General features: G+C 65.2%; 20 protein-coding genes. 5 read left to right on the top strand and 15 right to left on the bottom strand.

Going from position 1 to position 23,777, the window contains the following annotated elements; genetic code table 11:
* Positions 1-67: 67 nt before the first annotated feature.
* The 8 genes from AC1DGP_RS05040 to AC1DGP_RS05075 all read right to left on the bottom strand — a co-directional run bounded on the left by AC1DGP_RS05040 (position 68) and on the right by AC1DGP_RS05075 (position 9,854).
* On the bottom strand, positions 68-1,522 hold the full coding sequence (locus tag AC1DGP_RS05040) for a methyl-accepting chemotaxis protein (protein WP_441505300.1): 1,455 nt from the start codon (positions 1,520-1,522) through the stop codon (positions 68-70).
* Positions 1,523-1,629: 107 nt separating this feature from the next.
* Positions 1,630-2,598 (bottom strand): ABC transporter ATP-binding protein, encoded by a 969-nt coding sequence (locus AC1DGP_RS05045; RefSeq protein ID WP_476831794.1) that lies wholly within the window; start codon positions 2,596-2,598, stop codon positions 1,630-1,632.
* Positions 2,591-3,568, bottom strand: a complete 978-nt coding sequence (locus AC1DGP_RS05050) for an ABC transporter ATP-binding protein (protein WP_201788703.1) — start codon at positions 3,566-3,568, stop codon at positions 2,591-2,593. The genes AC1DGP_RS05045 and AC1DGP_RS05050 overlap by 8 nt, the downstream gene beginning before the upstream one ends.
* 11 nt (positions 3,569-3,579) lie before the next feature.
* Positions 3,580-5,082, bottom strand: a complete 1,503-nt coding sequence (locus AC1DGP_RS05055; RefSeq protein ID WP_476831795.1) for an amidohydrolase family protein — start codon at positions 5,080-5,082, stop codon at positions 3,580-3,582.
* Positions 5,082-6,281: an amidohydrolase family protein gene (locus tag AC1DGP_RS05060; protein WP_476831796.1), complete on the bottom strand. Its 1,200-nt coding sequence runs from the start codon at positions 6,279-6,281 to the stop codon at positions 5,082-5,084. Before AC1DGP_RS05060 ends, AC1DGP_RS05055 begins: the two co-directional genes overlap by 1 nt.
* A 21-nt stretch (positions 6,282-6,302) precedes the next feature.
* A complete protein-coding gene (locus AC1DGP_RS05065; protein ID WP_441489365.1) occupies positions 6,303-7,238 on the bottom strand; it encodes an ABC transporter permease in 936 nt (311 codons plus the stop codon).
* A complete protein-coding gene (locus tag AC1DGP_RS05070; protein ID WP_069879765.1) occupies positions 7,228-8,220 on the bottom strand; it encodes an ABC transporter permease in 993 nt (330 codons plus the stop codon). Before AC1DGP_RS05070 ends, AC1DGP_RS05065 begins: the two co-directional genes overlap by 11 nt.
* Positions 8,221-8,285: 65 nt before the next feature.
* Positions 8,286-9,854 (bottom strand): ABC transporter substrate-binding protein, encoded by a 1,569-nt coding sequence (locus AC1DGP_RS05075; RefSeq protein WP_441505298.1) that lies wholly within the window; start codon positions 9,852-9,854, stop codon positions 8,286-8,288.
* A gap of 251 nt (positions 9,855-10,105) precedes the next feature.
* Here AC1DGP_RS05075 and AC1DGP_RS05080 point away from each other — a divergent pair, with 251 nt between their 5' ends.
* From AC1DGP_RS05080 to AC1DGP_RS05090, 3 genes are all read left to right on the top strand, one after another.
* Positions 10,106-10,816: a GntR family transcriptional regulator gene (locus tag AC1DGP_RS05080; protein WP_052513480.1), complete on the top strand. Its 711-nt coding sequence runs from the start codon at positions 10,106-10,108 to the stop codon at positions 10,814-10,816.
* On the top strand, positions 10,813-11,520 hold the full coding sequence (locus tag AC1DGP_RS05085; RefSeq protein ID WP_201788634.1) for a flavin reductase family protein: 708 nt from the start codon (positions 10,813-10,815) through the stop codon (positions 11,518-11,520). Before AC1DGP_RS05080 ends, AC1DGP_RS05085 begins: the two co-directional genes overlap by 4 nt.
* Before the next feature lie 84 nt (positions 11,521-11,604).
* On the top strand, positions 11,605-13,383 hold the full coding sequence (locus AC1DGP_RS05090) for an SLC13 family permease (protein ID WP_476831797.1): 1,779 nt from the start codon (positions 11,605-11,607) through the stop codon (positions 13,381-13,383).
* On the opposite strand, the gene AC1DGP_RS05095 is transcribed toward AC1DGP_RS05090, so the two are convergent.
* From AC1DGP_RS05095 to AC1DGP_RS05120, 6 genes are all read right to left on the bottom strand, one after another.
* Positions 13,375-14,274, bottom strand: a complete 900-nt coding sequence (locus AC1DGP_RS05095; RefSeq protein WP_476831798.1) for a DMT family transporter — start codon at positions 14,272-14,274, stop codon at positions 13,375-13,377. The genes AC1DGP_RS05090 and AC1DGP_RS05095 overlap by 9 nt on opposite strands.
* 90 nt (positions 14,275-14,364) lie before the next feature.
* Positions 14,365-15,654 (bottom strand): ArgE/DapE family deacylase, encoded by a 1,290-nt coding sequence (locus AC1DGP_RS05100; RefSeq protein ID WP_441505297.1) that lies wholly within the window; start codon positions 15,652-15,654, stop codon positions 14,365-14,367.
* A gap of 158 nt (positions 15,655-15,812) precedes the next feature.
* Complete coding sequence (locus AC1DGP_RS05105; RefSeq protein ID WP_441505296.1) at positions 15,813-17,420, bottom strand: ABC transporter ATP-binding protein; 1,608 nt, start codon at positions 17,418-17,420, stop codon at positions 15,813-15,815.
* On the bottom strand, positions 17,420-18,256 hold the full coding sequence (locus AC1DGP_RS05110) for an ABC transporter permease (protein WP_476831799.1): 837 nt from the start codon (positions 18,254-18,256) through the stop codon (positions 17,420-17,422). Before AC1DGP_RS05110 ends, AC1DGP_RS05105 begins: the two co-directional genes overlap by 1 nt.
* Positions 18,253-19,230, bottom strand: a complete 978-nt coding sequence (locus tag AC1DGP_RS05115; protein ID WP_069879759.1) for an ABC transporter permease — start codon at positions 19,228-19,230, stop codon at positions 18,253-18,255. Before AC1DGP_RS05115 ends, AC1DGP_RS05110 begins: the two co-directional genes overlap by 4 nt.
* Before the next feature lie 162 nt (positions 19,231-19,392).
* Positions 19,393-20,949: an ABC transporter substrate-binding protein gene (locus AC1DGP_RS05120; RefSeq protein WP_441505294.1), complete on the bottom strand. Its 1,557-nt coding sequence runs from the start codon at positions 20,947-20,949 to the stop codon at positions 19,393-19,395.
* A 229-nt stretch (positions 20,950-21,178) separates the two neighbouring features.
* Between AC1DGP_RS05120 and AC1DGP_RS05125 the strand changes: the two genes are divergently transcribed.
* Entirely contained in the window at positions 21,179-21,982 is an 804-nt protein-coding gene (locus tag AC1DGP_RS05125) for an IclR family transcriptional regulator (protein WP_441505293.1), read from the top strand.
* A gap of 278 nt (positions 21,983-22,260) precedes the next feature.
* On the top strand, positions 22,261-22,695 hold the full coding sequence (locus AC1DGP_RS05130; protein WP_441489374.1) for an NUDIX hydrolase: 435 nt from the start codon (positions 22,261-22,263) through the stop codon (positions 22,693-22,695).
* A 56-nt stretch (positions 22,696-22,751) separates the two neighbouring features.
* On the opposite strand, the gene AC1DGP_RS05135 is transcribed toward AC1DGP_RS05130, so the two are convergent.
* Complete coding sequence (locus AC1DGP_RS05135; RefSeq protein ID WP_441505292.1) at positions 22,752-23,765, bottom strand: inorganic phosphate transporter; 1,014 nt, start codon at positions 23,763-23,765, stop codon at positions 22,752-22,754.
* Between the last annotated feature and the right edge of the window lie 12 nt (positions 23,766-23,777).

The raw sequence follows: 23,777 nt of genomic DNA on the forward strand, positions 1-23,777 counted from the left end.
CGCGCCATCCTGGCGCTACGCGTAGTCTTGCCTGCAGGAACGCTCACAGGCCGTTAATGCGGTCGCCTCAAACGCTGAGACCGAAGCGAATTCCGCCCCAATGGCGCCCCTTGACCCAGATCGGCGCGGAGAGGTCCTCCATGACGAGAAACTGGCCGCCGCCCATGTCGCGCCGATAGGTCTGCAGCAGGAAGGGTTTCTGGTTGCGGGCAGCCGCCAACCCGGTGCGATCCGCGAAGACGCGGCGGTTCCGGCAATTCGCGTTGTTCCAGATCGGATCCCGTCCCTGCGCCTGCGAGTACTTGCGGTTATGGGTCGGCAGAAAGCCGTTGCGATCGACGGCCGCGCAGAAAACGACGCGCTTGTCTGCGGCCAGCAGCCTTTCCTGGAGCGGCGGCAGCAGACGATCGGTCAACGCGACGAAACGCGTCATATGCTGCAGGGGGTCCGAGCCGCCGATCGGACGATAGGTCTCATCGAAGAGATCGGCCATCGTGACTTTGCCTTGTGCCACGGCGTCCTCGAAGAGGCCGGAAATGGCTTGCGCCGTCTCCATGGCGGTGGCGATCAGTTCCGATTGCGCGGTGCGCACGCCGGAAGCCGCAATCGAACCGAGGATCGCCTCGCTGATCGAGACGAGCGAAGCCGCCCGGCCCGACGCGAGATCGAGATTGCCGCTCGACTGGTCGACGCCGGCGACCAGCGCCTTGAGATCCTCGCCGACCTTGGCGAAGGCGATGGCATTCTCCCGCGTCGGATTCGAGATCGCATCGATATCGCCGATCAGCCCGACGACCGAGCGACCGAAAATGTCGAGTTCGCCGACCTGCCGGGATATTCCCCTGCTCTCCTCGCTCGCGCGGCGGGCGACCGCTGCATTCTCGAAACTGCGGCGGGCAAGCTGATCGACCGTTTCCACAAGCGCGTCGAGCTGTCGGGTGCTGAGTGCGGTCGCCTCACGCGTCTGCTCGGAGAGTTGCTTCACGGCCGCAGCGATGACCGCAAACCCGCGCCCCGCCGAACCACTCCGCGCCGCCTCGACACCGGCATTGATCGAGAGCAGTTGGATCTCGCGCGTGATCGTCTGGATGGCGTCGCTCGCCTCGCGAACCTTGTGGGCATTGGTGACGGCCTCGGCAAGCGCAGCCGAAATCGATTCGGCCCCCTGGCTCAGCGTCTCGATATCGCTCTGGGCAGCATTCAGCCCCTGCCGAACCGCTCCCGTGACCCGTTCCAGGCCACTCTTGACGACAGACGCCGCCTTCTGAGCGTCTTCCGCCGAACTCTGGATCGAGCGATTGGAGAGCGAAACCTGCTCGACGGACGCAACGACGCGGTGCAGCCCTTCGGCCTGGCCTTCGAGCTGTCGTGTGACATCGCCGATGCGGCCGGAAATATCCGTGATCTCGACCCCGAGCTTGCCGAAGCGCTCCGCGATCTCGCCAATGGCGCGGGCGGCCGCAGTCCCATTGAGCACATCCTCATTGGCCGTCTCCGGCAGCTTGAGCGCCTGTGCTTGCATGGCGAGATGTATCCGGGACCAGAGGAAGCCTCGCTTACCCTAGGCAAAACACGGTAAATCGCGCGTTAACGGCCAGTTCGGCCGTTAACCATCCCTCCGCGTACCGATCACGCTCTGTCGCAGGCGAGGCGGACATCGCCGAAATCGCGCAGCGGGGGGCGTTGCTGCGAACAGCGCTCGACGGCACTCGCACAGCGCGGGTGAAACGCGCAGCCGCTCGGCGGCGCAATCGGGCTCGGCACCTCGCCCGACATCGGCTTGCGCTCCCGGTTCGGTCTCTCGACATCGGGAATCGTCTCGAGCAGCAGCCGCGTATAGGGATGGCGCGGCAGGTTGAAGACCTCATCGGCGGGGCCGGCCTCGACGAAGCGGCCGAGATACATGATCGCCAGATGGTCGGACATGTGCCGAACCACCGAGAGATTATGGCTGATGAAGAGATAGGTCAGGCCGAACTCGGCCTGCAGCCTCACCATGAGATTGAGGATCTGTGCCTGCACGGAGACGTCGAGTGCCGAGGTCGGCTCGTCGCAGACCAGGAAATCGGCCTCGGTCGCCAGTGCACGGGCGATCGAGATGCGCTGCCGCTGCCCGCCAGAGAATTCATGCGGGAAGCGCCGGGCGTCGGCGCGGGACAGACCGACGATCTCGAGCAGATCGCCGACGCGTTCCGTCGCCTCGGCGTCATCGCGGCGCAGCTTCAGCTCGCGGATCGGCTCGGCGATGATGTCGCCGACCCGCCAGCGCGGATTCAGGCTGGCGTAGGGATCCTGGAAGATCATCTGAACGCGTGGCGGACCGAAGCTGCCATCGAGGCGGCGGATATCGGCGAAGCGCAAGCTGCCCTCGGTCGGGCGCTGCAGCCCGACGATCATCCGTGCCAKCGTCGACTTCCCGCAGCCGKACTCGCCGACGATGCTGAAAGTGGTGCCACGCTGGACCGTGAAGGAGATATCCTCGACCGCCCTCAACACACGGCGCGGCTCATGCGAAGCCAGACGGGACAGCCAGGGCGCCGAGACGTCGAAGCGGCACGACGCCGCCTTCACCTCGAGAATGGTTTCGGTTTCAGCCATGAACCAGCTCGCGCAAGGGGAAATGGCAGGCGGCGATATGGAGCCCCGCGCCCAGCGAAGGCCGCTCGTCGCGGCAGCGGTCGCGGCAAGAACCGCACCGCGGATTGAAGGCGCAGCCCTTCGGTATGGCGTTCAGTCGCGGCATGGCGCCGTCGATCTGGTTGAGATGGCGATGGCGCTCATGCACGCTCGGGATCGAAGCCATCAGCCCGGCCGTATAGGGATGGCTGGGGTGGCGCGTCACATCCTTCACAGGGCCGACCTCGACGACCCGTCCGGCATACATCACCGCGACCCTGTCTGCCGTCTCGGCGATCACGCCCATGTCATGTGTCACCAGCATGATCGCTGTGCCATGCTCGCGGCAGAGCCGCTTGAGCAGGCTCATGATCTGCGCCTGGATCGAAACGTCGAGCGCCGTCGTCGGCTCGTCCGCGATGATCAGCTTGGGTTCGGCGCAGAGAGCCAGCGCGATCACCACACGCTGGCGCATGCCGCCCGAGAACTGATGCGGATAATGGTCGATCCGCGTTTCGGCGGCGGGAATGCCGACTTCCTTGAGAAGGTGGAGCGCCCGTGCCCGCGCCTCGCCACGGCTGACCGGCAGATGCGCCAGGATCGTCTCGACGATCTGATCCCCAACCCGGAGCAGTGGATGGAGCGAGGTCAGCGGATCCTGGAAGATCGCGCCGATCTCCTTGCCCCGCACCAGGCGCATCGCCTCGGCTGGGAGATTGTCGATGCGCCGGCCGTTGAGATGGATGCTGCCGCCTGCAACCCGGCCGGGCGGATCGAGCAGGCCGATCACCGCCGTACCGGTCAGGGATTTGCCCGCCCCCGACTCGCCGACAACGCCAAGGATCTCGCCTGGCGCGATCTCGAGCGAAACGCCGTCGAGCGCCGTCAGCGGGCCATGTCGGCCGTCGAAGACGACCTTGAGGTCCCGCACCGAGAGCAGCGACTGGGGCACGGCCATGGCGGTCATGTTCTCTCCTCCCCACGTTCGACCGGATAGCTTGACGAGAAGATCTCGGAAGCCGGCGGGTGGCCATGTGTCCGGCGCGGGTACTGCGCCATCACGCCTTCGAACTGTTTCTGCGCGCGCCGCTTGTCCGCAGCTTCGTCGACGCCCGGGATCTCGCGGTCCTCCATGACGAAGCGGCCGTCGATGATCACCGTCGCGAAGTCGCGGCCGTGTCCGGCGAGCAGCATGGTCTGGATCGGATCGATGACCTGGCCGAGATGTGGCCGGTCGAGATCGAAGACCGTGATATCGGCCCGTGCGCCGGGCTGGAGCCTGCCGAGATCCGGGCGGCCAAGCGCATCGGCACCGCCAATGGTCGCCGCGTCGTAATAGTCCTCGCTGCGCACGCTGGCCGAGCTGCCCGCCATGGTGCGGGCGAGGATCATGCCGACCTGCATGTTCATGATCATGTCCGGTGGGCTGGTATCGGTGCCGAGGCCGAGATTCAGGCCCATCTCGCGATAGCGGCCGAAATGATCGATGGCATTGCCGTGGCGTCCGGAAACCAGAGGACAGTGCACGATGGTCGAACCGGCATCGCGGATGATCTCGAGATCGCGGCCAGGCCGGGAAATGTGCCTGCTGCCGGAGACATAGGTTCCGTGAGGCAGGAGCGTCCGCTCGGTCAGAAAGCCGAGCTTCTCCAGCCATTCCGGCGGGCTCATGCCGTGCTGCGCCAGCACGAGATCGTACTCGATCTTCGACTGGCAGCAGTGCAGCCGCACCGGCACGCCAAGCGTCCGGCCGGCCTCCGTCGTGCGCCGAAGCAGTTCGGCAGTCGAGGTCTCGATCCGGTCCGGCGCGAGCATGGTGCGGACGAGTCCGCCGGCGGCGCCCTCAAAGCGCTCGCAGAAGGCGATCGCGTCCGCGAGCTCGGCAAGGCCGCGAGGCTCGTCATAAGCCGTCGTGATCCTGCCATCGGCCTCGACCACCTGGTTCCCGGTGCGGTAGGCCGGGCCGAGATAGGCGCGCAGGCCGAGTTTCGCCGCGGCTTCTGCCGCATCGGAGAACTCTTCCGGCGTCTCGCCCCATTGCCGGTAGAACAGCGAGGCGATCGGCAGCGCCGTGGTGATGCCATTGCGGATCAACGTCGCGAAGGCATGATGCTTCTGGAAGGCAAGCTCCTCCCGCGAATACATCTCGACCGGGCCGGCCTCGATATAGGAACGCGGCCAGACACGCCCCTTCTTCCAGGCCGGTTGGTTGTCATAGGCGAGGATGGTGGTGTCGAGATCGGAAAGCGCGTCGAGATCGACGAAGCCGGGTCCGATCAGCGCGTTGCCGTAATCGATCCGGCGCATGACCTCGCCGGGGAAGCGATGGCCGATGAAGACCACTTCGCCATTCTCGAAGACGATCTCGCCATTCTCGATGAGCCGATGCCGGCCGTCGCGGTGGCCCACGAGCCAGCGCGCGGTCAGCAGGACCCTGCCCTTGGGGTGCGGCGCGGCCTGCAGCATCAGGGTGCGCTCTTGATCGAGACGCCGTCGCGCGCGACGATCTTGCCGCCCTTGACGACGCGACGCTTCGGCGAGCGGGTCACGATCGCCTCGGCCAGCGTCTCGCCGGGCACGAGCACGAGATCGGCCCGACAGCCCTGGCTCAGCCCGTAGCCGTCGAGTTCCATCACCTTGGCACCCTCGATGGTGCAGACATCGAGCGCGATCCGGAGTTCATCGTCGCGCCGGAAGTTGTTGCGCAGGCCGACGAACATGGCGCGCTCCAGCATGTCGGCATTGCCATACGGCCCCCAGGTGTCGCGGATGCCGTCTGAGCCGGAGCAGACCCGGATGCCGGCCTCGATCAGCCGCTTCACCGGCGGGGCCGGCCTGCTCGCCGGCGCCGTCGTCATGATGGCAATGTCGAGCTCGGCGAGCTGGGCGATCAGCGGATCGATGAGCGCCGGGTCCGGCGTGCCGAGGCAGAAGGCATGGCTGATCGTGACCTTGCCCTTCATGCCGAGTGCCCGTGTACGCTCGATGATCATGTCCATCGAGAAGGCGCCGACCTCACCCGGCTCATGCAGGTGGATGTCGAGCGGCTTGCCGTAGCGCTGGCAGAGCGCAAACACGGCGTCGAGATGGCCCTTGGGATCACGGTCGATCGTGCAGGGATCGAGGCCGCCGACCACTTCCGCGCCGAGCTTCATGGCCTCGTCCATCAGCTCCAGCGTGCCGGGCCGGCGCAGCATGCCGGACTGCGGGAAGGCGACGATCTCGACGTCGATGATGTCGCGATAATCGTCGCGCATCTTCATCACGCCCTCGACGCCCCACATGCCGTGGTCGGTATCGATGTCGATATGGCTGCGGATATGGGTCGAGCCCATCAGCGAGGACTGGATGCTCTGGCGGGCCGATTGCTGATAGGGATCGATGCCGAGCCGACGCTTGTTCAGGCGCTCATTGTCGATCTTGTCGAGAAGTCTCGGGCCAACTTCGTTCTTGTACCAGGGCAGGCCCCAGAGGCTCTTGTCGAGATGGGTGTGAGCCTCGACCAGGCCGGGCAGCAGGATCTCGTTGCGGCCATCCTCGACCACGACACCGGCCGGCGCGGCAAGCCMGGTCCCGAGGCGGGCAATCCGCCCCTTCTCGATCAGGATATCGGTCGCCTCGCCGCCAAGCGGGCGAATATTGCGCAGCAGAAGATCGGTAGCCATCGTTTCCTCGTCAGTTTCTTGTCAGCGGAGTTTCGGATTCAGCGCATCGCGTAGCCAGTCGCCGAGCAGGTTGACCGAGAGCACGATCAGCCCGAGCTGCAGTGACGGGAAGACGACCAGCCACCAGGAGCCGGAGAACAGGTACTGGTTGCCGATGCGGATCAGCGTGCCGAGCGAAGGCTGGGTGATCGGCATCCCGACGCCCAGGAAGGACAGGGTCGCTTCCGACAGGATTGCCAGACCGAGATTGAGCGTCGCGGCGACCATCACCGGCGTCAGGGTGTTTGGCAGGATGTGGCGGCGCATGATTCGCGCCGGCGCGACCTTGATGATGCGCGCAGCGAGCACGTATTCCTTGCGCCGTTCGACCATGGTGGAGGCGCGCACGGTGCGCGCATACTGCACCCAGTTGGTCAGCGAGATCGAGACCACCAGCACCACTGCAGCGAAAGGCTCACGCAGGCCGGGTGGCAGCAACTCGCGGAAGATAGCGCTGACCAGGATCGCCATCAGCAGGGTCGGGATCGAGAGAACGGTGTCGCCGAGGCGCATCAGGAGGTTGTCGATGCGGCCGCCATAGAAGCCCGAGACCAGCCCGACCGTAACGCCGAGCCCCATCGAGACGATCACCGCCGCGATGCCGATCAGCAGCGAGACGCGCGTGCCGTACAGAATGGCCGACAACACATCGCGTCCCTGCGGGTCCGTGCCAAGCAGAAACGGCCACTCCCCGCCGGCCTGCCAGATCGGCGGGATCTCGGCCTTGTCGATGAAGACCTGAGCGAGATCATGCGGGTTCTGCGGCGCGATCAGGGGCGCGAGAAACGCGGTCGCGATCAGCAGCACCAGCACCAGCGTCGAAAGCCAGGCCGCGGGAGTGCGGCAGAAGCTCCAGCCGATATCGCTGTCGAGGAAGCGGCGCAGGCGGCCGGGCTTGGCAGTGGCATCAACGGGCATTGGCGGCTCCCGAAATCGCATCTTCGCGCAGCCTCGGATCGACATAGGCGTAGAGCAGGTCGACCAGCGCGTTCAGTGACACGAAGATGAAGGAGACGACGATCAGATAGGCCGCCATCACCGGGATATCGACGAAGGTCACGGCCTGGACGAAGAGCATGCCCATGCCCGGCCATTGGAAGACGGTTTCGGTCACCAGCGCGAAGGCGATCAGGTTGCCGATCTGCAGACCGGTCACCGTGATCACCGGCATCAGGCAGTTGCGCAGCGCATGGCGGAAATTCACCGCGCGAGCCGGCAGGCCCCGCGCCCGGGCGAAGCGGATGAAATCGGTGCGCATCGTCTCCAGCATCTCGGCCCGCACCAGCCGCATCACCAGCGTGATCTGGAAGAGCGAGAGCGTGATGCCCGGCAGGATCAGCGCCCGCCGGCCGGACGGCGTCAGGAAACCTGTGCTCCACCAGCCGATCTGCACCACCTCGCCGCGGCCGAAGGCCGGCAGCCATTGCAGCGTCACCGAGAAGAGCAGGATGAACAGGATGCCGAGCGCAAAGCTTGGCAGGGAGACGCCGAGCACAGAGACGAATTGCAGCGACTTGGCGAGCAGGCTGTCACGTCTGATCGCCGTGTAGACGCCGAGCGGAATCCCGACTGCGAGCGACAGGAAGGTCGCCACCAGCACCAGTTCGAAAGTGGCCGGGAAGCGCTCCGTGATCAGCGTGAAAACATCCTGCTGATTGCGATAGGAGATGCCGAAATCGCCGCGCGCCGCGTTGCCGACAAAGGTCGCAAATTGCAGGACGAAGCCCCGGTCGAGACCGAGCCGCACGCGCAACTCGTCGCGCTGCGCCTGGCTCGCCTGCTCGTTCAGCATCAGCTCGACGGGGTCGCCGACGAAGCGAAAGATCAGGAAGGCGAGGAAGGCGACGGCGAGCATCACGCCAGCCGCGTTCAGCAGTCGTTTCAGCAGGAAAGCCGGCATCGTCCCCTCCGGTCACAATGGGCCGGGAGCGCCTAAACGCTCCCGGTCGGTCGATGCGGTTCAGCTTACTTCAGCATCGTCAGCCACAGGCGCGGCTTGTTGTCGGAGGCCTGCACGGTCGAGGTCACCGTGTTGCGCATCGCCCAGGCCATCGGCTGCTGATGCAGCGGAATGAAGAGATGCTCTGCCTTGGCGATCTTGAGCGCCTCCATCATCATCGGGATGCGCTTGCTGTTGTCGAGTTCGACGCCGGCCTTGTCGATCAGCGCATCGATGCGCGGATCGCCCCAGTTGCCCCAGTTGAACACGCCGCCCGTGCCGCTCTTCGAGCGCAGCACCTGCACCAGCAGCGAGTAGGCGTCGATCATAGGCTCATTGGCCCAGCCAAAGGAGATCACGTCGAAATCGCCCTTGACGCGTTTCGGTGTCTGCTGGCTGCGCGGGGCGAGGCTGAGATTGGGCTTCAGGCCGGCGCGCGACCACATCGAAGCGACCGCCTGGCAGAACTCCTCCTCGTTGACCAGGCTGTCGGCCTGACAATTGAACTGGAAGGAGAAGCCGTTGGGATAACCGGCGGCCGCCAGCAGCTTCTTGGCCCCCTCGAGATCGAAGGGCAGGCGCACATCCTGGGACGGCTCGTAGCCTGGGATCGCCGGAGCGACCAGCGCGCCGGTATTGCGCGAGAGGCCGCGCATGGCCCGCTTCTGGACGGCATCGATGTCGATCGCGCGATAGAGCGCCTCACGGACCCGGATATCCTTGAAGGGGTTCTTGTCCTTCACATCGCTCTCGAACAGCGCATCCTTCAGATTGAGGGCGAAGAAGACCGAGCGCAGCTCGTTGGTCTGCAGGACCTTGACGTCGGGCGAAGCCGCGAGCCGCGGCAGATCCTGCAAGGGCGCGACATTGGTGAAGTCGATCTCGCCGGAGAGCAACGCGGCGACACGGGTCGAGGCCGAGGTGATCGGCGTGAACTCGATGACGTCGATATTGTGCTGCGGCTTGTCCCACCAGGTCGGGTTCTTGATGAAGATCGTCTTGGCGTCGGCGCGGCGGCTTTCGACCTTGAACGGGCCGGTGCCGTTGGTGTTGTCGGTTGCGTAGCCCTTGATACCCTTGCCGGAATCGGTCGGGAGCGAGGTGTTGTTCGCCTCCATCCACTCCTTGTCGAAGATGAAGATGTTGGTGAGGTCGTTCAGCAGCAGCGGATACGGGCCGTTGACCTCGATCTCGACGGTATAGTCGTCGATCTTCTTGGCGCTCTTGTAGGCCGGCAGATTACCCTTGAGCGGCGAGGTGTCATGCGTGACGCGGTCGAGCGAGGCGATCACGTCGTCAGCGGTGAAGGGGTTGCCATTGTGGAACTTCACACCCTGACGCAGCTTGAAGCGCCAGACCGTGGGGGAGACCGTCTCCCATGATTCCGCCAGGGCCGGCTCGATCTTGAGATCGCCGGTGTAGCGCACCAGCCCCTCATAGACATGATTGAGCACGGAGAGCGTGAACGTCTCGCCGTAGGAATAGGGGTCGAGCGAGGCGATCTCGCGCGACGCGCCCCATTTCAGGGTCTTCGCCTCAGCCGCGCCGTTCAGCGCCAGAGCCGCGACAGCCGCCAACAACCAGTGCTTCTTCATCGATCTCTCCTCTCGATGAACCTGCGGCGCATCTTTGGCGCTCGGTCAGGCTCGGTGCCCCTCGTGAATGCCCAATCCCGCGCCACCCTGGCACTTTGTGCAGCATCTCGTGCGCAATCAACAATCAATATTGCATACGATAGAGATATCGTATTGTATACGATTATCGCAGACAAGGGGAAACTGGAGTGGAGCGGGATCCCGTGACATGGAGTGAGGCTGAGACGGCCGAGCCAGAGCGGAGACGCACCATGCCGACGGAACCCCGCCCTCATGGATTGCGTGCGCAATCCGTGTACAAGGCGCTGCGACGCGCGATCATCGAGCAGGCGTTGCGGCCTGGCATGAAGCTTCCCGAAGACTCGATCGGCGAACAGCTCGGTGTCAGCCGTACGCTGGTGCGCGAGGCCTTCGGGCGGCTCGCCGTCGAGGGCCTGGTCGAGCTCAAGCCCAATCGCGGCGCCTCGGTCGCCTATCCCACCCTGGAAGAAGCCCGCGACGTCTTCGACGTCCGCCGCAGCCTTGAACGGTTGGTCGCCGAGACCCTTGCCGGCCGGCTCACTCCGGCGCAGATCACCGAACTTGAGCACCATGTCCGGCAGGAGGAAGCCGCACATGGACAGGACGGGCCGGAATCAATCCGGCTCTCTGGCGACTTCCACATCCGGCTCGCCGAGATGACCGGGAACGTCCTGCTGCTGCGCTATATCCAGGAGCTGAGCTCGCGCTGCTCGCTGGTTCTGGCGATCTACGGCCGTCCGCATTCGTCGGAATGCGCCGTCTCGGAGCACAGGCAGCTGATCGAGGCGCTGAAGCGCGGCGATGCGAAGCAGGCCGCCGAGCTGATGGATCATCATCTGCAGGCCGTGGTCACGCGCGCCCTGCTCACTCCCCGGGCGGAGCGCGACATCCGCGACCTGCTCGCCCCCTACGCATTGAGCGAAGGACTGACTCCCCCATGACCGCTCAGCCGCGCGTCCAGCCCAAGTCCGACACCCAGCCCTCGATCGTCACCTTCGATTTCGCGTCGCTCACGCCACGCGAGCGCTACAAGCTCCTGATCGGCGCGGTCGTGCCACGCCCGATCGCGCTGGTGACGACGGTCGATGCGCAGGGCGTCGTCAACGCCGCGCCGTTCAGCTTCTTCAACTGCCTTTCGGCCGATCCCGCGATCCTGGCCCTTGGCGTCGAGTATCGCCCGACAGGGGGCCAGAAGGATACCGGTCGCAATGTCCGCGATACCCTCGCCTTCACCGTGAACATCGTCTCTGACGCGCTCATTGCCGGCATGAATGTCTGCGCGGTGCCTTTTGCGCCGGGCATCGACGAATTGCGCGAAGCGGGGCTCGATGCCCTGCCGGGCGTCAAAGTGCCCTGCCCCTGGATCGGTCAGGCACCCGCCGCCTTCGAATGTCGCCACCACACCACGCTCGGCATCGGCAACTCCCGAGAGATCATCCTCGGCGAAGTCGTCTACGCCCATTTCCGGGCCGACATCGTCGACGAACGGCTCCATGTCGACCCGGTCGGGCTCGACGCCATCGGCCGAATGGGCGGTCATGGCTATGCCACGACCCGCGACTATTTCGACCTGCCCACGATGTCGGTCGACACCTGGACCCAGCGCCCGGAAGAGGCGAACCGGCGCACGTCGCTGAAGGACTGAACGTCCGATTGCAGGCTTGCGGAACGATCCGCTGAAGTGGAGGTTGGACAAGGCGCCGGCCCGGGCGCGGCCTCCAGGGACTGCATGACTCTCGATCAATCGCTCTCCATCGCCGTCATCACAACGATGATGGCGCTCTTCGTCTGGGGCCGCCTCCGCTATGATGTCGTCGCGGCGCTGGCACTCCTCGCCGCGCTGGCTCTGGGCCTTGTACCGGCCAAGGACGCCTTCAAGGGCTTTTCCGACGATATCGTCATCATTGTCGGCAGCGCGCTCGTGGTCAGCGCAGCGGTCGCGCGCTCCGGCATCATCGAGCGCGCACTCAGCCATGTTGCGCCCTATGTCCGCTCGACACAGATACAGATCTCGCTGCTCGTGTTCTCGGTCGCGGTGATGTCGGCGATCATCAAGAATATCGGTGCGCTCGCGATGATGCTGCCGATCGCCTACCAGCTCGCCCGGAAGGGTGGAAAATCGCCATCCATCTTCCTGATGCCGATGGCCTTCGCCTCGCTGCTCGGCGGCATCGTCACGCTGGTCGGCACCTCGCCGAACATCATCGTCGCCCGCGTCCGCGAGGAACTGACCGGCCGCCCCTTCGAGATGTTCGACTTTGCGCCGGTCGGCCTCGGTCTCGCGCTCGCCGGCTGCCTGTTTCTATGCGTGGGCTACCGCCTGCTGCCGCGCGACCGGCAAGGCGCAGCCTCGCTCGAACAGGCGCTCGACATCTCCGACTATGTCACCGAGGTTCAAGTTCCCCAGCGCTCGGCGCTTGCCGGCAAAACCATCTCCGAGCTCAAGGCCATTGCGGAGGGTGAGGTCGATGTCGTCGCCATCCTGCGCTCCAAGACGCGGCTGTCCGCCCCGTTCCCAGATGCCGGCCTGCGTCCCGGCGATATCCTGTTGCTGCGCGGCGAGCCCAAGGCGCTTGAGCGCGTGGTCGCGCAGGGCGGCCTCCAACTCGATGCCGACCAGCGCCCGACCCATAGTACGGGCGCGCTCGATCAGATCACCGTGAGCGAGGCGATCGTCGGCCCCGTCTCATTACTGACGGGACGCTCCGTTGGCGAAATCGAGCTACACGAGCGCTATCGCGTCAATCTGCTCGCGGTGAGCCGCTCGGGCGAGCGCTTCCGGGAACGCCTGCGCAACATCACCCTGCGCACCGGCGATGTTGTCGTCCTCCAGGGCGACGAGAAAATCCTGCCGGAGCGAATGCGCGAACTGGGCCTGATGCCGCTCGCAGAACGCGCGCTGACGCTCGGCAGTGCCCGCAGGGGCTGGGTTACCGGCGCGATCCTGCTTGCGACCGTGATCGCGATCGCCTTCAACCTCGTCCCGGTTTCGGTCGCGTTCTTTGCGGCAGCCGCGCTGCTCGTCACCTTCCGAGCGATCTCGCCGCGCGACGCCTATGATTCGATCGAATGGCCCATCCTCGTCATGCTGGCGGCCCTGATCCCGGTCAGCGACACTTTGCGCTCGACTGGAACCACGGATCTGCTAGCCGGCTGGCTCGCGAGTGTCGGCATGCACCTTCCCGGCTGGGGCGCGGTGGCGCTGATTCTCGTCTCTGCCATGGCGGTCACGCCCTTCCTGAACAACGCTGCGACAGTGCTGGTCATCGCCCCGATCGGCGCGAGCTTTGCGAAAAGCCTCGGCTACAGCCCCGATGCCTTCCTGATGGCGGTGGCGATCGGTGCGGCCTGCGACTTCCTCACGCCGATCGGCCACCAGTGCAACACGCTGGTGATGGGTCCGGGAGGGTATCGCTTCGGCGACTACGCCCGGCTTGGCGCGCCGCTGTCGCTGCTGGTGATTCTGCTCGGTGTACCGCTGATCATGCTGGTCTGGCCGCTACGATAGGGCTTTGGCCTCGCGGCGCCGCTGCGGCAGCATGATGGTCCCGGATGCGGCGACCACCAGCACGAGGCCAAGCCAGTCGCTCGGCGTCGGTCGCTCGCCGAGCAACAGCACGGAACCCAGAACGCCGACGGCCGGCACCATCAGCGTGCCAAGGCTGGCAATGCCCGCGGGCAGCCGCGCGATCACCGTGAACCACAGGAAATAGGCCAGCGCCTGTGCTCCCAGGATATGGAAGGTCAACGCGGCGAAGGTCCGTGCCTCCAGCATCTTGGGAACGGGCAGGCCCTCGAAGACCAGCATGCCGATGCCGGCGACAACGCCGCCGATCAGCAGCTGCCACGCGGCGATGGTCAGTGCCGGCGCCGAAACCGGCCAGCGCTTGGTGACGATCGTGCCCAGGGCCCAGCTCACGCTGGCGATCAGCGCGTAGAGCAGGCCGATGGAGAACGAGCCGCTGGCGAGCAATGGCAGGCCGAGGCACAGCAATCCCGCGGCGCCGAGGCCGAGGCCGAGCAGGCGCCTTCGATCAAAGGGCTCGGCAAGGACGAACCGTGCGAGCAATGTCGCCCAGATCGGCATGGTGAAGGTCAGGATCGCCGCCCGCGAGGTCGGCGCGGCGAGCTGTGCGAAGGCAAGCAATACGTTGAAGGCGGCAATCGAAAGGAAGCCGGCAATCGCCAGCCTCAGCCATTGGCCTCTGGGCACCGCCAGAGACTGCCCACGCGCGAGCCCTATGGCGACCAGAGCCAGCCCCGCAAAGCTCATGCCGCCGGCCCGGAGCGTCCAGGGCGCGATCTCGGTCAGCGAGATGCGGACAGCCGGCCAGTTGAAGCCCCAGAGCAGACCGAGCAACGGAACGAGCAGAAGCGAACGGCCAGGGGTTTGCGACATGGCGTGACTATGGCCGAACCGGCGGCGCCATCGTCATGCCAAATCGCGCAGGAGCCGATGCACGTTTATCGCCCCGGCCGCCGCGCGGCGTCACTCCGGGACGCTCTCGACGCCGCACCATTCGGCCACGAACAGGGCCATGGTTCCGGTGATGCGCTTCAGCGAGGCGAGGCTAACCCGCTCGTCGAAAGCGTGGATGTTCTCCGAGATCGGGCCATAGCACAGCGCCGGAATCTTGTCGTAGAGCGCGTAGACGCGGGTATCGAGATAGCCCGCCGTCATGAAGCTCTTCAGTGGTTTGCCGGTCGCGCCCTGATGCGCCCGGCCGAGCACGGCCTCCGCCTCGCTGCCGGGTTCGAGCACATAGCCTTCCGAATAGAAGCCGTTGAAGGTCACGCTCGGCGGATTGTTGGCGAGGAACGAATCGCCACGCGCATGCGTCAGCACGCGGGCCTCGATCCGCTTCGCCAATTCCTCGGCGCTGACCCCGGGATAGAGTCCGATGCGGCAGTCGATCCTGCACCAGCACGGCACGGAGGAGGCCCAGTCGCCGCCCTCGATCTTGCCGATATTCAGGTTGATCGGATGGGCGACGTCCTCGAAATGCTCGCGTCCGGCCTTCTCCGCGTTGAGTTCCTCCTCGAGCTTCCGCAGCGCCCCGATGACGCGATAGGCCCCGTCGATCGCGTTCGCGCCCGCGCCCATCTCGCGCACATGCATCGGCACGCCACGCACCTCGATCTGGAACCAGAGCACACCGGTATTGGCGCGCACCAGCATTTCCTCCTCTGGCTCGGGGATAAGCACCGCATCGGCCTTGTAGCCGCGCAGATGCGTCATCAGCGCGCCGTTACCGGTCGATTCCTCCTCGACCACCGACTGCACGTAGACCGTGGCCGCCGGCTGCAGGCCGATGCGCCGGAGCGCGTCGAGGCAGAACAGGTTGGCGGCATGGCCAGCCTTCATGTCCGCGCCACCACGGCCATAGAGCCAATCTCCCTCGATCACCGGGTCGAAGGGCCGATGCGTCCAAAACGTGTCCGGCCCGGTCGGCACGACATCGACATGCGCCTGCAGGATCAGGGAGCGCCCCTTTTCCTCGCGCGGGTGATGGATGCCGACGACGATCGGCGCATCCGAATGCTCATCGGAGAACGGCGCACCACCGGGATGGGCCGCGATCGCCTCGCGATCCATTCCGAAGCGGTCCATCGTGAAGCCACGCCCCTTCAGCGCCCGGAAGACGAAATCCTGCACCGCGTGTTCTTGCCCGCGCAGCGAGCCGAAGCGGATCATCTCCTGGGTGAAGGCGATTTGCTCGGCAAAGCCGGCCTCCACTGAGGCAAGGATGCGGTCGCGAAGCGCGGGATCGAGAGGCATGGGCAGGTCTCCGGTCGGTTAGGCGGCAAGCAGGTGCTCGCCGTCACGCTCAGCCTTGTGCCGAGCATCCGCGCCTCGCGACGCGGATGGCAGGTGTGGACATGGATGGTCGGGACAGGCCCGACCAGTACGATGAGGCAATGGCCGGCAAGGCTGCGTCACAGCGCGAAGCGGCGGCCGCCGGGCACGGCGGCGAGCAGTTGGCGCGTGTAGTCATGCTGCGGATTGGCGAAGAGCGCAGCCGTCGGGCCGGTCTCGACGATACGCCCGCGCTGCATCACGGCGATGCGGTCGCAGATCTGCGCAGCCACGCGCAGGTCATGCGTGACGAACAGGATCGCCAGGCCGAGCCGCTGCTGGATATCCTTGATCAGCGTCAGGATCTGAGCCTGAACCGAGACGTCGAGCGCCGAGACTGCCTCGTCCGCGACCAGCACGTCGGGCTCGAGCGCGAGCGCGCGGGCGATGCCGATGCGCTGGCGCTGCCCGCCCGAGAATTCATGCGGGTAGCGGTCTATCGCATTGGCCGAGAGGCCGACGAGCTCAAGCAGCTCCCTTGCCCGCCCGAGCGCCTGCGCGCGCGGCGTGCCATGGGCCACCGGCCCGTCCGAGATGATCCGCCCTACCGTCTGGCGCGGATTGAGCGAGGCGAACGGATCCTGGAAGACCATCTGGATGCGCTTGCGATGCTCGCGCAGCGCTGCCGGACCGAGATCACTCAGGACGAGGTCTCCCAGGGCGATCCGCCCGCCATCGGGCTCGATCAGCCTGAGGCAGCAGCGCCCGACCGTCGACTTGCCCGACCCGGATTCGCCAACCAACCCAAGCGTTTCGCCGCGAGCCAGGGTGAAGCTGATATCGTCGGCAGCCTTCACCTCGCGACCGGGCCGGAAGAAGCTGCGCTTGCGATAGACCTTGCCGAGTTTCTCGACGCTCAGCACAGGCACGGTCTCGGCGATCGGCGGGCGCTCCGGCGGCGTCATCGACGGCACGGCCGCGAGCAGCCGCTTCGTGTAGTCGTGCCTCGGTTGCGACAGCACGGCATCGGCCGTGCCCTCCTCGACGAGTTTGCCCTGCTGCAGCACGGCGATGCGATCGGCGATCTCGGCAACGACGCCGAAATCATGGGTGATGAAGAGCACCGCCGTTCCATGCTTGCGACGCAGATTGTCGATCAGCTTCAGGATCTGCGCCTGCGTGGTCACGTCGAGCGCGGTGGTGGGCTCGTCGGCGATCAGGAGCTTCGGCTCGAGTGCGAGCGCCATCGCGATCATCACGCGCTGACGCTGGCCGCCGGAAAGCTCATGCGGATAGGCCTTGGCCAAGCGTTCGGGGTCGGGCAGGCCGACCTCGGTCAGCAACGCGAGCGCACGGGCACGGCGCTCGGCATTGCTGTGCAGGCCATGCGCCTCGAACGTCTCGACGATCTGGTCGGCCACCCGCATCACCGGGTTGAGCGAGGTCATCGGCTCCTGGAAGATCATGCCGACCTCACGGCCGCGCACGTCCTGCATCGCAGCCTCGTCGAGCGCCAGCAGATCGCGACCCGCAAGGCGGATCGCACCCGCAGCGGGCTTCACCGCCTTCGGCAGCAGCCCCATCACCGCATGCGCGATCATCGACTTGCCGGAGCCGGATTCGCCGACGACGCAGAGCGTTTCACCGGGAGCGATGGTCAAAGAGACATCCTCGACCGCGAAGGCGCGGTCGGCGAGGGCCGGGAGAGCTAGCTTCAATCCCTCGATCGCGAGAACGGGCGTCGTCATCACTCCCTCCCCCGCGCCAGACGCGGGTTCAGCGCGTCGTTCAGCCCCTCGCCGGCAAGATTGAGCGCAAGAACCGTGAGGAAGATCGCAAGGCCGGGGAAGAAGCTGATCCACCAGGCATCGATCAGGCGAGTGCGCCCGGCACCGACCATATAGCCCCAGCTCATCAGGTTGGGGTCGCCCAGCCCGAGGAAGGAGAGCGAGGATTCGAGCAGGATCGCCGAGCCGATCATCAGCGAGCCCATCACGATGATCGGCGCGATGGTGTTGGGCAGCACCTGGCTGAAGATGATGCGCGGCGTCGACTGGCCGATCGTCACGGCGGCCTGCACGTATTCGCGCGTCTTCAGCGACAGGACCTCGCCACGCACCAGTCGCGCCACGGGCGGCCAACTGACTACCCCGATCGCGAGCACGATCGAACCAAGCTGTGGTTGCAGGATCGCGACCATGACGATGGCGAGTGCGAAGCTGGGGATCGTCTGGAAGAACTCGGTGAAGCGCATCAACGCATCATCGACGAAGCCGCCCGCATAGCCTGCAATCGCGCCGAGCGGCACGCCGATCAGCAGCGCGACCACCGTCGAGACCACGCTGATCATCAACGAGACACGCGCGCCATGCACCAGCCCTGAAGCGATGTTGCGCCCCAGCGTATCTGTGCCGAGCGGGAAGCGCTCCATGGCGAAGGGTGCAAGGAACGGACGGCCGACCGTGCGCCATGGCGATTGTGGAAAGAGCGACGGCGCCAGCAAGGCGAAGACGATGACGACGAGCAGGATGATCAACCCGACCACCGCCCCGCGGTTGCGCGCGAAACGCTTAAGGAAGCTCATGATGTCGCCTCGATGCGCGGGTCGGCCAGCCGGTAGACCAGGTCCGTGAGGATATTGAAGCCGACGACCATGGCCGACGAGACGAAGAAGACACCGAGCAGCACCGAGTAATCGCGCTGCACCAGGGCATCGAACATCAAGCGGCCGATGCCGGGCCAGGCGAAGACCGTCTCGGTCAGCACGGCCCCGCCGACGAGCTGGCCCGCCTGCAGGCCAGCCAGCGTCACGACCGGAAGGATAGCGTTGCGCGCGACATGCCGGCGCGAGACGACCCCGGGTGAAAGCCCCTTCGCGCGCGCCGTCTTGACGAAATCGGCACCGGCAATCTCCAGCATAGAGGCCCGCATCATTCGCGCGTAGAGCGCCGTGAAGAACAATCCGAGCGTCAGCGCCGGCAGGAAGAGATGCTGCGCGATATCGAGCGCCCGAGCGAGGCCGGTATAGTTCGCGCCGATCGTCTCGAAGCCGACATTCGGCACGAGGCCGAGCTTCAGCGAGAAGACGATCTGGCTCATCAGCGCGATCCAGAAGAGCGGTGTCGCGTAGAAGACGAGGGCAAGCGTGGTGATGACGCTGTCCTGCCAGCGCCCGGCACGCCGCGCCGCAAGCGCGCCCATCAGGACGCCCAACCCCAGCGAGACGAGAAAGGCTGCGCCGGTCAGCAGCAGGGTCGCGGGCAGTCGGTCCAGGATCAGCTCGAGCACGGGCCTCTGCTGGCGATAACTGAAACCGAGATCGAGCGAGGCATAGCCCTTGAGATAGATCCAGAGCTGTTGGATCAGCGGCTGGTCGAGGCCAAAGCGCGCCCGCAACTGCTCGAGCAGCACCGCATCGGCCGCACCGGCCTCTCCCGCGAGAACCTGCGCGGGATCGCCCGGTGCGGCGCGGATCAGGAAGAAATTCAGGATCGCGATGGCGAAGAGGACGACGATCCCCTTCACCAGCCGGCCCGCGAGAAATTGAGCGAGGTTCATCAAAATCCTTCGGCGCTACGGACGGGCAAGATGACCGGTCCGCGTCTCCCCGAAAGGAGCACGCTCAAACCCGGGATGGTCTTCAGGAAGAGGCGCGTCACAGAGTAGTGGCGTCATGTCGTCCCGGATCGCCGCGACGCGACGTCCGGGACGGCAATGGCCTCACTCCTTCCAGGCGTCGCGGAAACCGTCATCCACGCCAATGCCGGTGGTGACGAGGTTCTTGACGTTGCAGCGATAGATCGTCGGGAAGTCCATCTCGAGCAGCCAAAGTACCGGCAGCTCGTCTGCCAGCAGCTTCTGCACCTTGGTATACAGCTCCTGGCGCTGCGCATCTGTCGGCGCGACGGCCGCCTCGGCGAAGAGCTTGTCGACCTCCGGGTTCGAATACCCGCCGACATTGGCGAAGGGATTACCCTTGGCGATGTTGCTCGAGATGTAGCTGCGCGCCACACCCATCGCCGGATCGCCGAGCTGGTAGAGGAAGTTGAAATTCAGGTCGAAGTCCCAGTTGCTGGCCTTCTGGGTCCAACCGGGCACGTCGGTGTTTTCGATCTGAATCTTGACCCCGACATCCTCGAGATTCTGCTTGATCGCCTCGGACCAACGGCTCCAGGTCTCGCCATAGGGCAGGTTGAGCAGCTTGATCGTCTCGCCCTTGTAGCCAGACGCCTTGATCAGCTCCTTCGCCTTCGCCGGATCGAAAGCATATGTCGGCACGTCGGACGAGTAGAAGCGCGTCTTCGACGAGATCGGCCCTGTCGGCAGCTTGCCGAGCCCGCCCCAGACCACATCCTTCCCGAATTCGCGATCGATCGCGTACATCAGGCCCTGGCGGAATTGCTTGTTGCCGAGGATGCCGTTGCGCACATTCGGCGTCAGCCAGGCATGCGGGGCGAACATCTCCCAGCCGTTGGTCGTCATGCAGGTATTGGGCAGCTTCGAGAGCCGCGCCACGTCGTAGACATCGACAGAGCCCCCGGTCAGCACGTCGACCTTGCCGGTCTCGTACGCCACCGCGCGCGCCGCCGCATCCGGGATGATCTGCCAGTAGATCTCGTCGAGGTTCGGCTTGCCCTTCAGCCAATAGTTCTCGTTCTTGACGAGGTGGATATAGGAGCCCTTCTTCCACTCCTTCAGCTTGAACGGACCGGTGCCGATTGGCGTGTTGTTCGCCGGATTCGCCCGATAATCCGTGCCGTCATAGATGTGTTTCGGGATCATCGGCGCCGAAGCGACTTCCTGGGTCATGATCATCGGGCCGAAGGGCTGCTTCAGTGTGATCTTGACCGTGAGATCATCGACCTTCTCGATTTTCTCGACCTGAGCGTTGACGATCGGCCGCCAGCGCGGATGAACCTCGCGCAGGAACTTATCGAGGGTGAACACGACGTCGTCCGCCGTGAAGGGCTTGCCGTCATGCCAGGTCACGCCCTCCTGGAGCTTGAAGGTGTAGACCTTCGCGTCAGGAGAAATCTCCCAGCTCTTGGCGAGCGATGGCTGCGGATTGAGCTTCTCGTCGTAACGCAGCAGCGACTCGTAGATATTGCCGGCGACCATGTTGGTCGGGCCATTCTGGTTCAGCCCCTGCATCAGCATTGGAGGCTCGGGCTGCACCACGACATGCACGGTGCCCCCCTTCTTCGGCTCCTGCGCGGTGGCTGCCCCGAGCGCGAGCACTGAAGCGGCAAGCGCCAGGCCAAGTCTCAATCCGGTCATCGTTGTTCTCCCGTTCCCCTGTGCCGGTTCCGGCAGCTGCGTGAGCGCACCGGGCACGGCCTCTCTTTTCGACTGGCATCGCGGCCTACCGGGATCGCACCCGAACATGTGCCGATTAGCAAGCTCCGCGCCATTGAAAGCCAGAGTCAAAATTCGTGTCAATGACTGACATGGCGTGTTATTAGACGACACGATGAAAAGTCAGGCGATTGGCGCTGCGAGAGGGCCGATGAACAGCGCAGGCGACAGCCGGACCGCGAAACTTCCGCCGGGCGTCCCGATCGTCAGGGCGCTCGACCGGGCCATTGCCCTGCTCCGCGCCTTCCGCCCCGAGCAACCACGCCTCGGGCTGAGCGAGCTCGCTCGCCAGGTCGGACTCGACAAGGGCACGACGCGGCGGCTGCTGCAGACATTGCAGCTCAACGAACTGGTCGAGCACGACGAACGCTCGCAGACCTATGCATTGGCGGTCGGGCTGATCGAACTCGGCAGCGCCGTCACGACCGGGCGCGAGCTTCGGGACGTGGCCGGCCCCTATCTGACCGAGATCGCCGAGAAGACCGGCGCGACCTCGTTCCTATGGGTTCATATCTCGGGCCGCGCACTCTGCGTGGACCGCGTGCGCGCCTCACTGCCGCATGTCGATGCGACATGGTTCGCGGTCGGTGCTCAGGCGCCGCTGAACTGCGGCGGCGGCCCACGGGTGATCCTGGCCTATCTCGACGAGGCGCAGCGGCGACAGGCACTGGCCCTGGAACTGCCAAAGCGCGCGCCGGCAAGCCAGACGGACCCCGACCTGCTCTGGCGCGAGGCTGATCGTATTCGCGCGCAAGGCTGGGAGCTGGCCGCCGACGACTTCTTCATTGGCTTGACGGGCGTCGGCGTACCGATCTTCGACCGCAGCGGCGCGCTTGCCGGCGCACTCAGCATCTCGTCGCTGACCTCGATCGTCGCACCTGAAGGGCGCCCAGCGCATCTCGATGCCTTGCAGGACGCTGCCATGCGCATCGGGGCGCGCCTTCTCCCCGCCTGATCGACGTCTGCCTAAGCAGCAGGCTAGGGAAAGGCAGCTGATTCCTGTATGGGACGCAAGGCGCGCGACGAACCCGCCAATCGGCGAGCGCGCTTGCCGACTGGAGCCGACGCTCGGGCTCTCAAGGGCTTCGAGCGTTCATTTCGCTGCAATGAAGCATGGCCATCACCGCTGAGGCGGTCAATCCACGGCCTTTAAGGCGTTGGACGGCTATTCGATATTGATTTGCCGGCTTTCTAACATAGGTTCTGTTTACGGATGGGAGGGCACAGGTTTCGATGAAGAAGGCGAAGTCAGGATTGGGGAAGCCGCGCTCGCAGATCGCCGCGCTCCCCATCCGCCGATCGCCGACGGGGGAGCCGGAGCTTCTCCTGGTCACGACACGCACGACGCGGCGATGGATCGTTCCCAAGGGCTGGCCCATCAAGGGCAAGAAGAACCATGAGGCTGCGGCGATCGAAGCGCGCGAAGAAGCCGGCGTGATCGGCAAGGCCCACAAGAAGCCCGCGGGGCGCTACATCTATTGGAAGCGGATGAGCGACCACTTCGTTCTCTGCAAGGTGGCGCTCTATATTCTTGATGTCGAGCGTCGGCTTGAAAAATGGGCCGAGCACAATCAGCGGCTTTCGCACTGGTTCACGCTTGAAGATGCTGCCGAGATTGTCGACGAGCCCGGCCTGAAGGCTGCGATCCGCGCGCTGAAGTTGAATTGACCGACGCTGCGGGTTGCGCAGACTCAGCGCCCCTCGGCGGCGCCTCCTGATCCCGGTCACCGCCCGGTCAGGAACAGGCCGGAGACAAAATAGGCGATAGCCGAGATCAGTCCTGCCATCGGCATCGTCACGATCCAGGCGAAGACGATGCCGCGAGCCACCCCCCATCGCACGGCCGTCACGCGCCGGGCGGCGCCGACACCGATGATCGCGCCTGTGATCGTATGCGTCGTCGAGACGGGGATGCCGAGATAGGTCGCCATGAACAGCGTGATCGCGCCGCCCGTCTCCGCGCAGAAACCCTGCTGGGGTGAAAGCCGGGTGATCTTCGAGCCCATGGTGTGAACGATCCGCCAACCTCCACAGAGCGTGCCGAATGCCATGGCCGCCTGGCAGGAGATGACGACCCAGAACGGCACCGAGAACGTCTCGCCCATCATGCCATGCGAGAACAGCAGCACCGCAATGATGCCCATCGTCTTCTGCGCATCATTCGCCCCGTGTCCGAGCGAGTAGAGCGAAGCCGAAACGAACTGCAGCAGCCGGAAGGTGCTGTCGACCTTGATAGGGGCCACGCGCAGGAACACCCAGGAGACGATCAGGACGAGGACCAGCGCCAGGGCGAAGCCGATGGCCGGAGACATGAAAATCGCGACGAAGGTCTTGCCGAGCCCCCACCAGACGATCGACGAGAAGCCAGCCTTGCTCAGCCCGGCCCCGACCAGTCCGCCGATCAGTGCATGCGACGAACTCGACGGAATGCCTGCAATCCAGGTGACGACATTCCAGACGATGGCGCCGGTCAGGGCACCGAAGATGACACGGTCATCGACGATGGCGGTCTGGACAATGCCGGACCCGACGGTCTCGGCGACATGCAGGCCGAAGAACAGGAACGCGATGAAATTGAAGAAGGCAGCCCAGAACACCGCCCAGCGCGGCGCCAGAACCCTGGTCGAGACGATGGTCGCGATCGAATTGGCCGCATCGTGAAGTCCGTTCAGGAAATCGAACAGAAGCGCGACCGCGATCAGGAAGACCAGGGCAAAGGCGACGCTTGAGAAATCCACCGGGCCAACCGC

This window comes from Allobosea sp. 05T433 (assembly GCF_056396065.1).

Excerpts from the sequence above, each read along its gene's own strand:
- AC1DGP_RS05085 (WP_201788634.1), top strand. The coding sequence starts at position 10,813 with ATGACCGCTCAGCCGCGCGTCCAGCCCAAGTCCGACACCCAGCCCTCG.
- AC1DGP_RS05110 (WP_476831799.1), bottom strand. The coding sequence starts at position 18,256 with ATGAGCTTCCTTAAGCGTTTCGCGCGCAACCGCGGGGCGGTGGTCGGG.
- AC1DGP_RS05040 (WP_441505300.1), bottom strand. The coding sequence starts at position 1,522 with ATGCAAGCACAGGCGCTCAAGCTGCCGGAGACGGCCAATGAGGATGTG.
- AC1DGP_RS05115 (WP_069879759.1), bottom strand. The coding sequence starts at position 19,230 with ATGAACCTCGCTCAATTTCTCGCGGGCCGGCTGGTGAAGGGGATCGTC.
- AC1DGP_RS05095 (WP_476831798.1), bottom strand. The coding sequence starts at position 14,274 with ATGTCGCAAACCCCTGGCCGTTCGCTTCTGCTCGTTCCGTTGCTCGGT.
- AC1DGP_RS05070 (WP_069879765.1), bottom strand. The coding sequence starts at position 8,220 with ATGCCGGCTTTCCTGCTGAAACGACTGCTGAACGCGGCTGGCGTGATG.
- AC1DGP_RS05120 (WP_441505294.1), bottom strand. The coding sequence starts at position 20,949 with ATGACCGGATTGAGACTTGGCCTGGCGCTTGCCGCTTCAGTGCTCGCG.
- AC1DGP_RS05090 (WP_476831797.1), top strand. The coding sequence starts at position 11,605 with ATGACTCTCGATCAATCGCTCTCCATCGCCGTCATCACAACGATGATG.
- AC1DGP_RS05125 (WP_441505293.1), top strand. The coding sequence starts at position 21,179 with ATGAACAGCGCAGGCGACAGCCGGACCGCGAAACTTCCGCCGGGCGTC.
- AC1DGP_RS05065 (WP_441489365.1), bottom strand. The coding sequence starts at position 7,238 with ATGCCCGTTGATGCCACTGCCAAGCCCGGCCGCCTGCGCCGCTTCCTC.
- AC1DGP_RS05075 (WP_441505298.1), bottom strand. The coding sequence starts at position 9,854 with ATGAAGAAGCACTGGTTGTTGGCGGCTGTCGCGGCTCTGGCGCTGAAC.
- AC1DGP_RS05130 (WP_441489374.1), top strand. The coding sequence starts at position 22,261 with ATGAAGAAGGCGAAGTCAGGATTGGGGAAGCCGCGCTCGCAGATCGCC.
- AC1DGP_RS05055 (WP_476831795.1), bottom strand. The coding sequence starts at position 5,082 with ATGCTGCAGGCCGCGCCGCACCCCAAGGGCAGGGTCCTGCTGACCGCG.
- AC1DGP_RS05105 (WP_441505296.1), bottom strand. The coding sequence starts at position 17,420 with ATGACGACGCCCGTTCTCGCGATCGAGGGATTGAAGCTAGCTCTCCCG.
- AC1DGP_RS05080 (WP_052513480.1), top strand. The coding sequence starts at position 10,106 with ATGCCGACGGAACCCCGCCCTCATGGATTGCGTGCGCAATCCGTGTAC.
- AC1DGP_RS05100 (WP_441505297.1), bottom strand. The coding sequence starts at position 15,654 with ATGCCTCTCGATCCCGCGCTTCGCGACCGCATCCTTGCCTCAGTGGAG.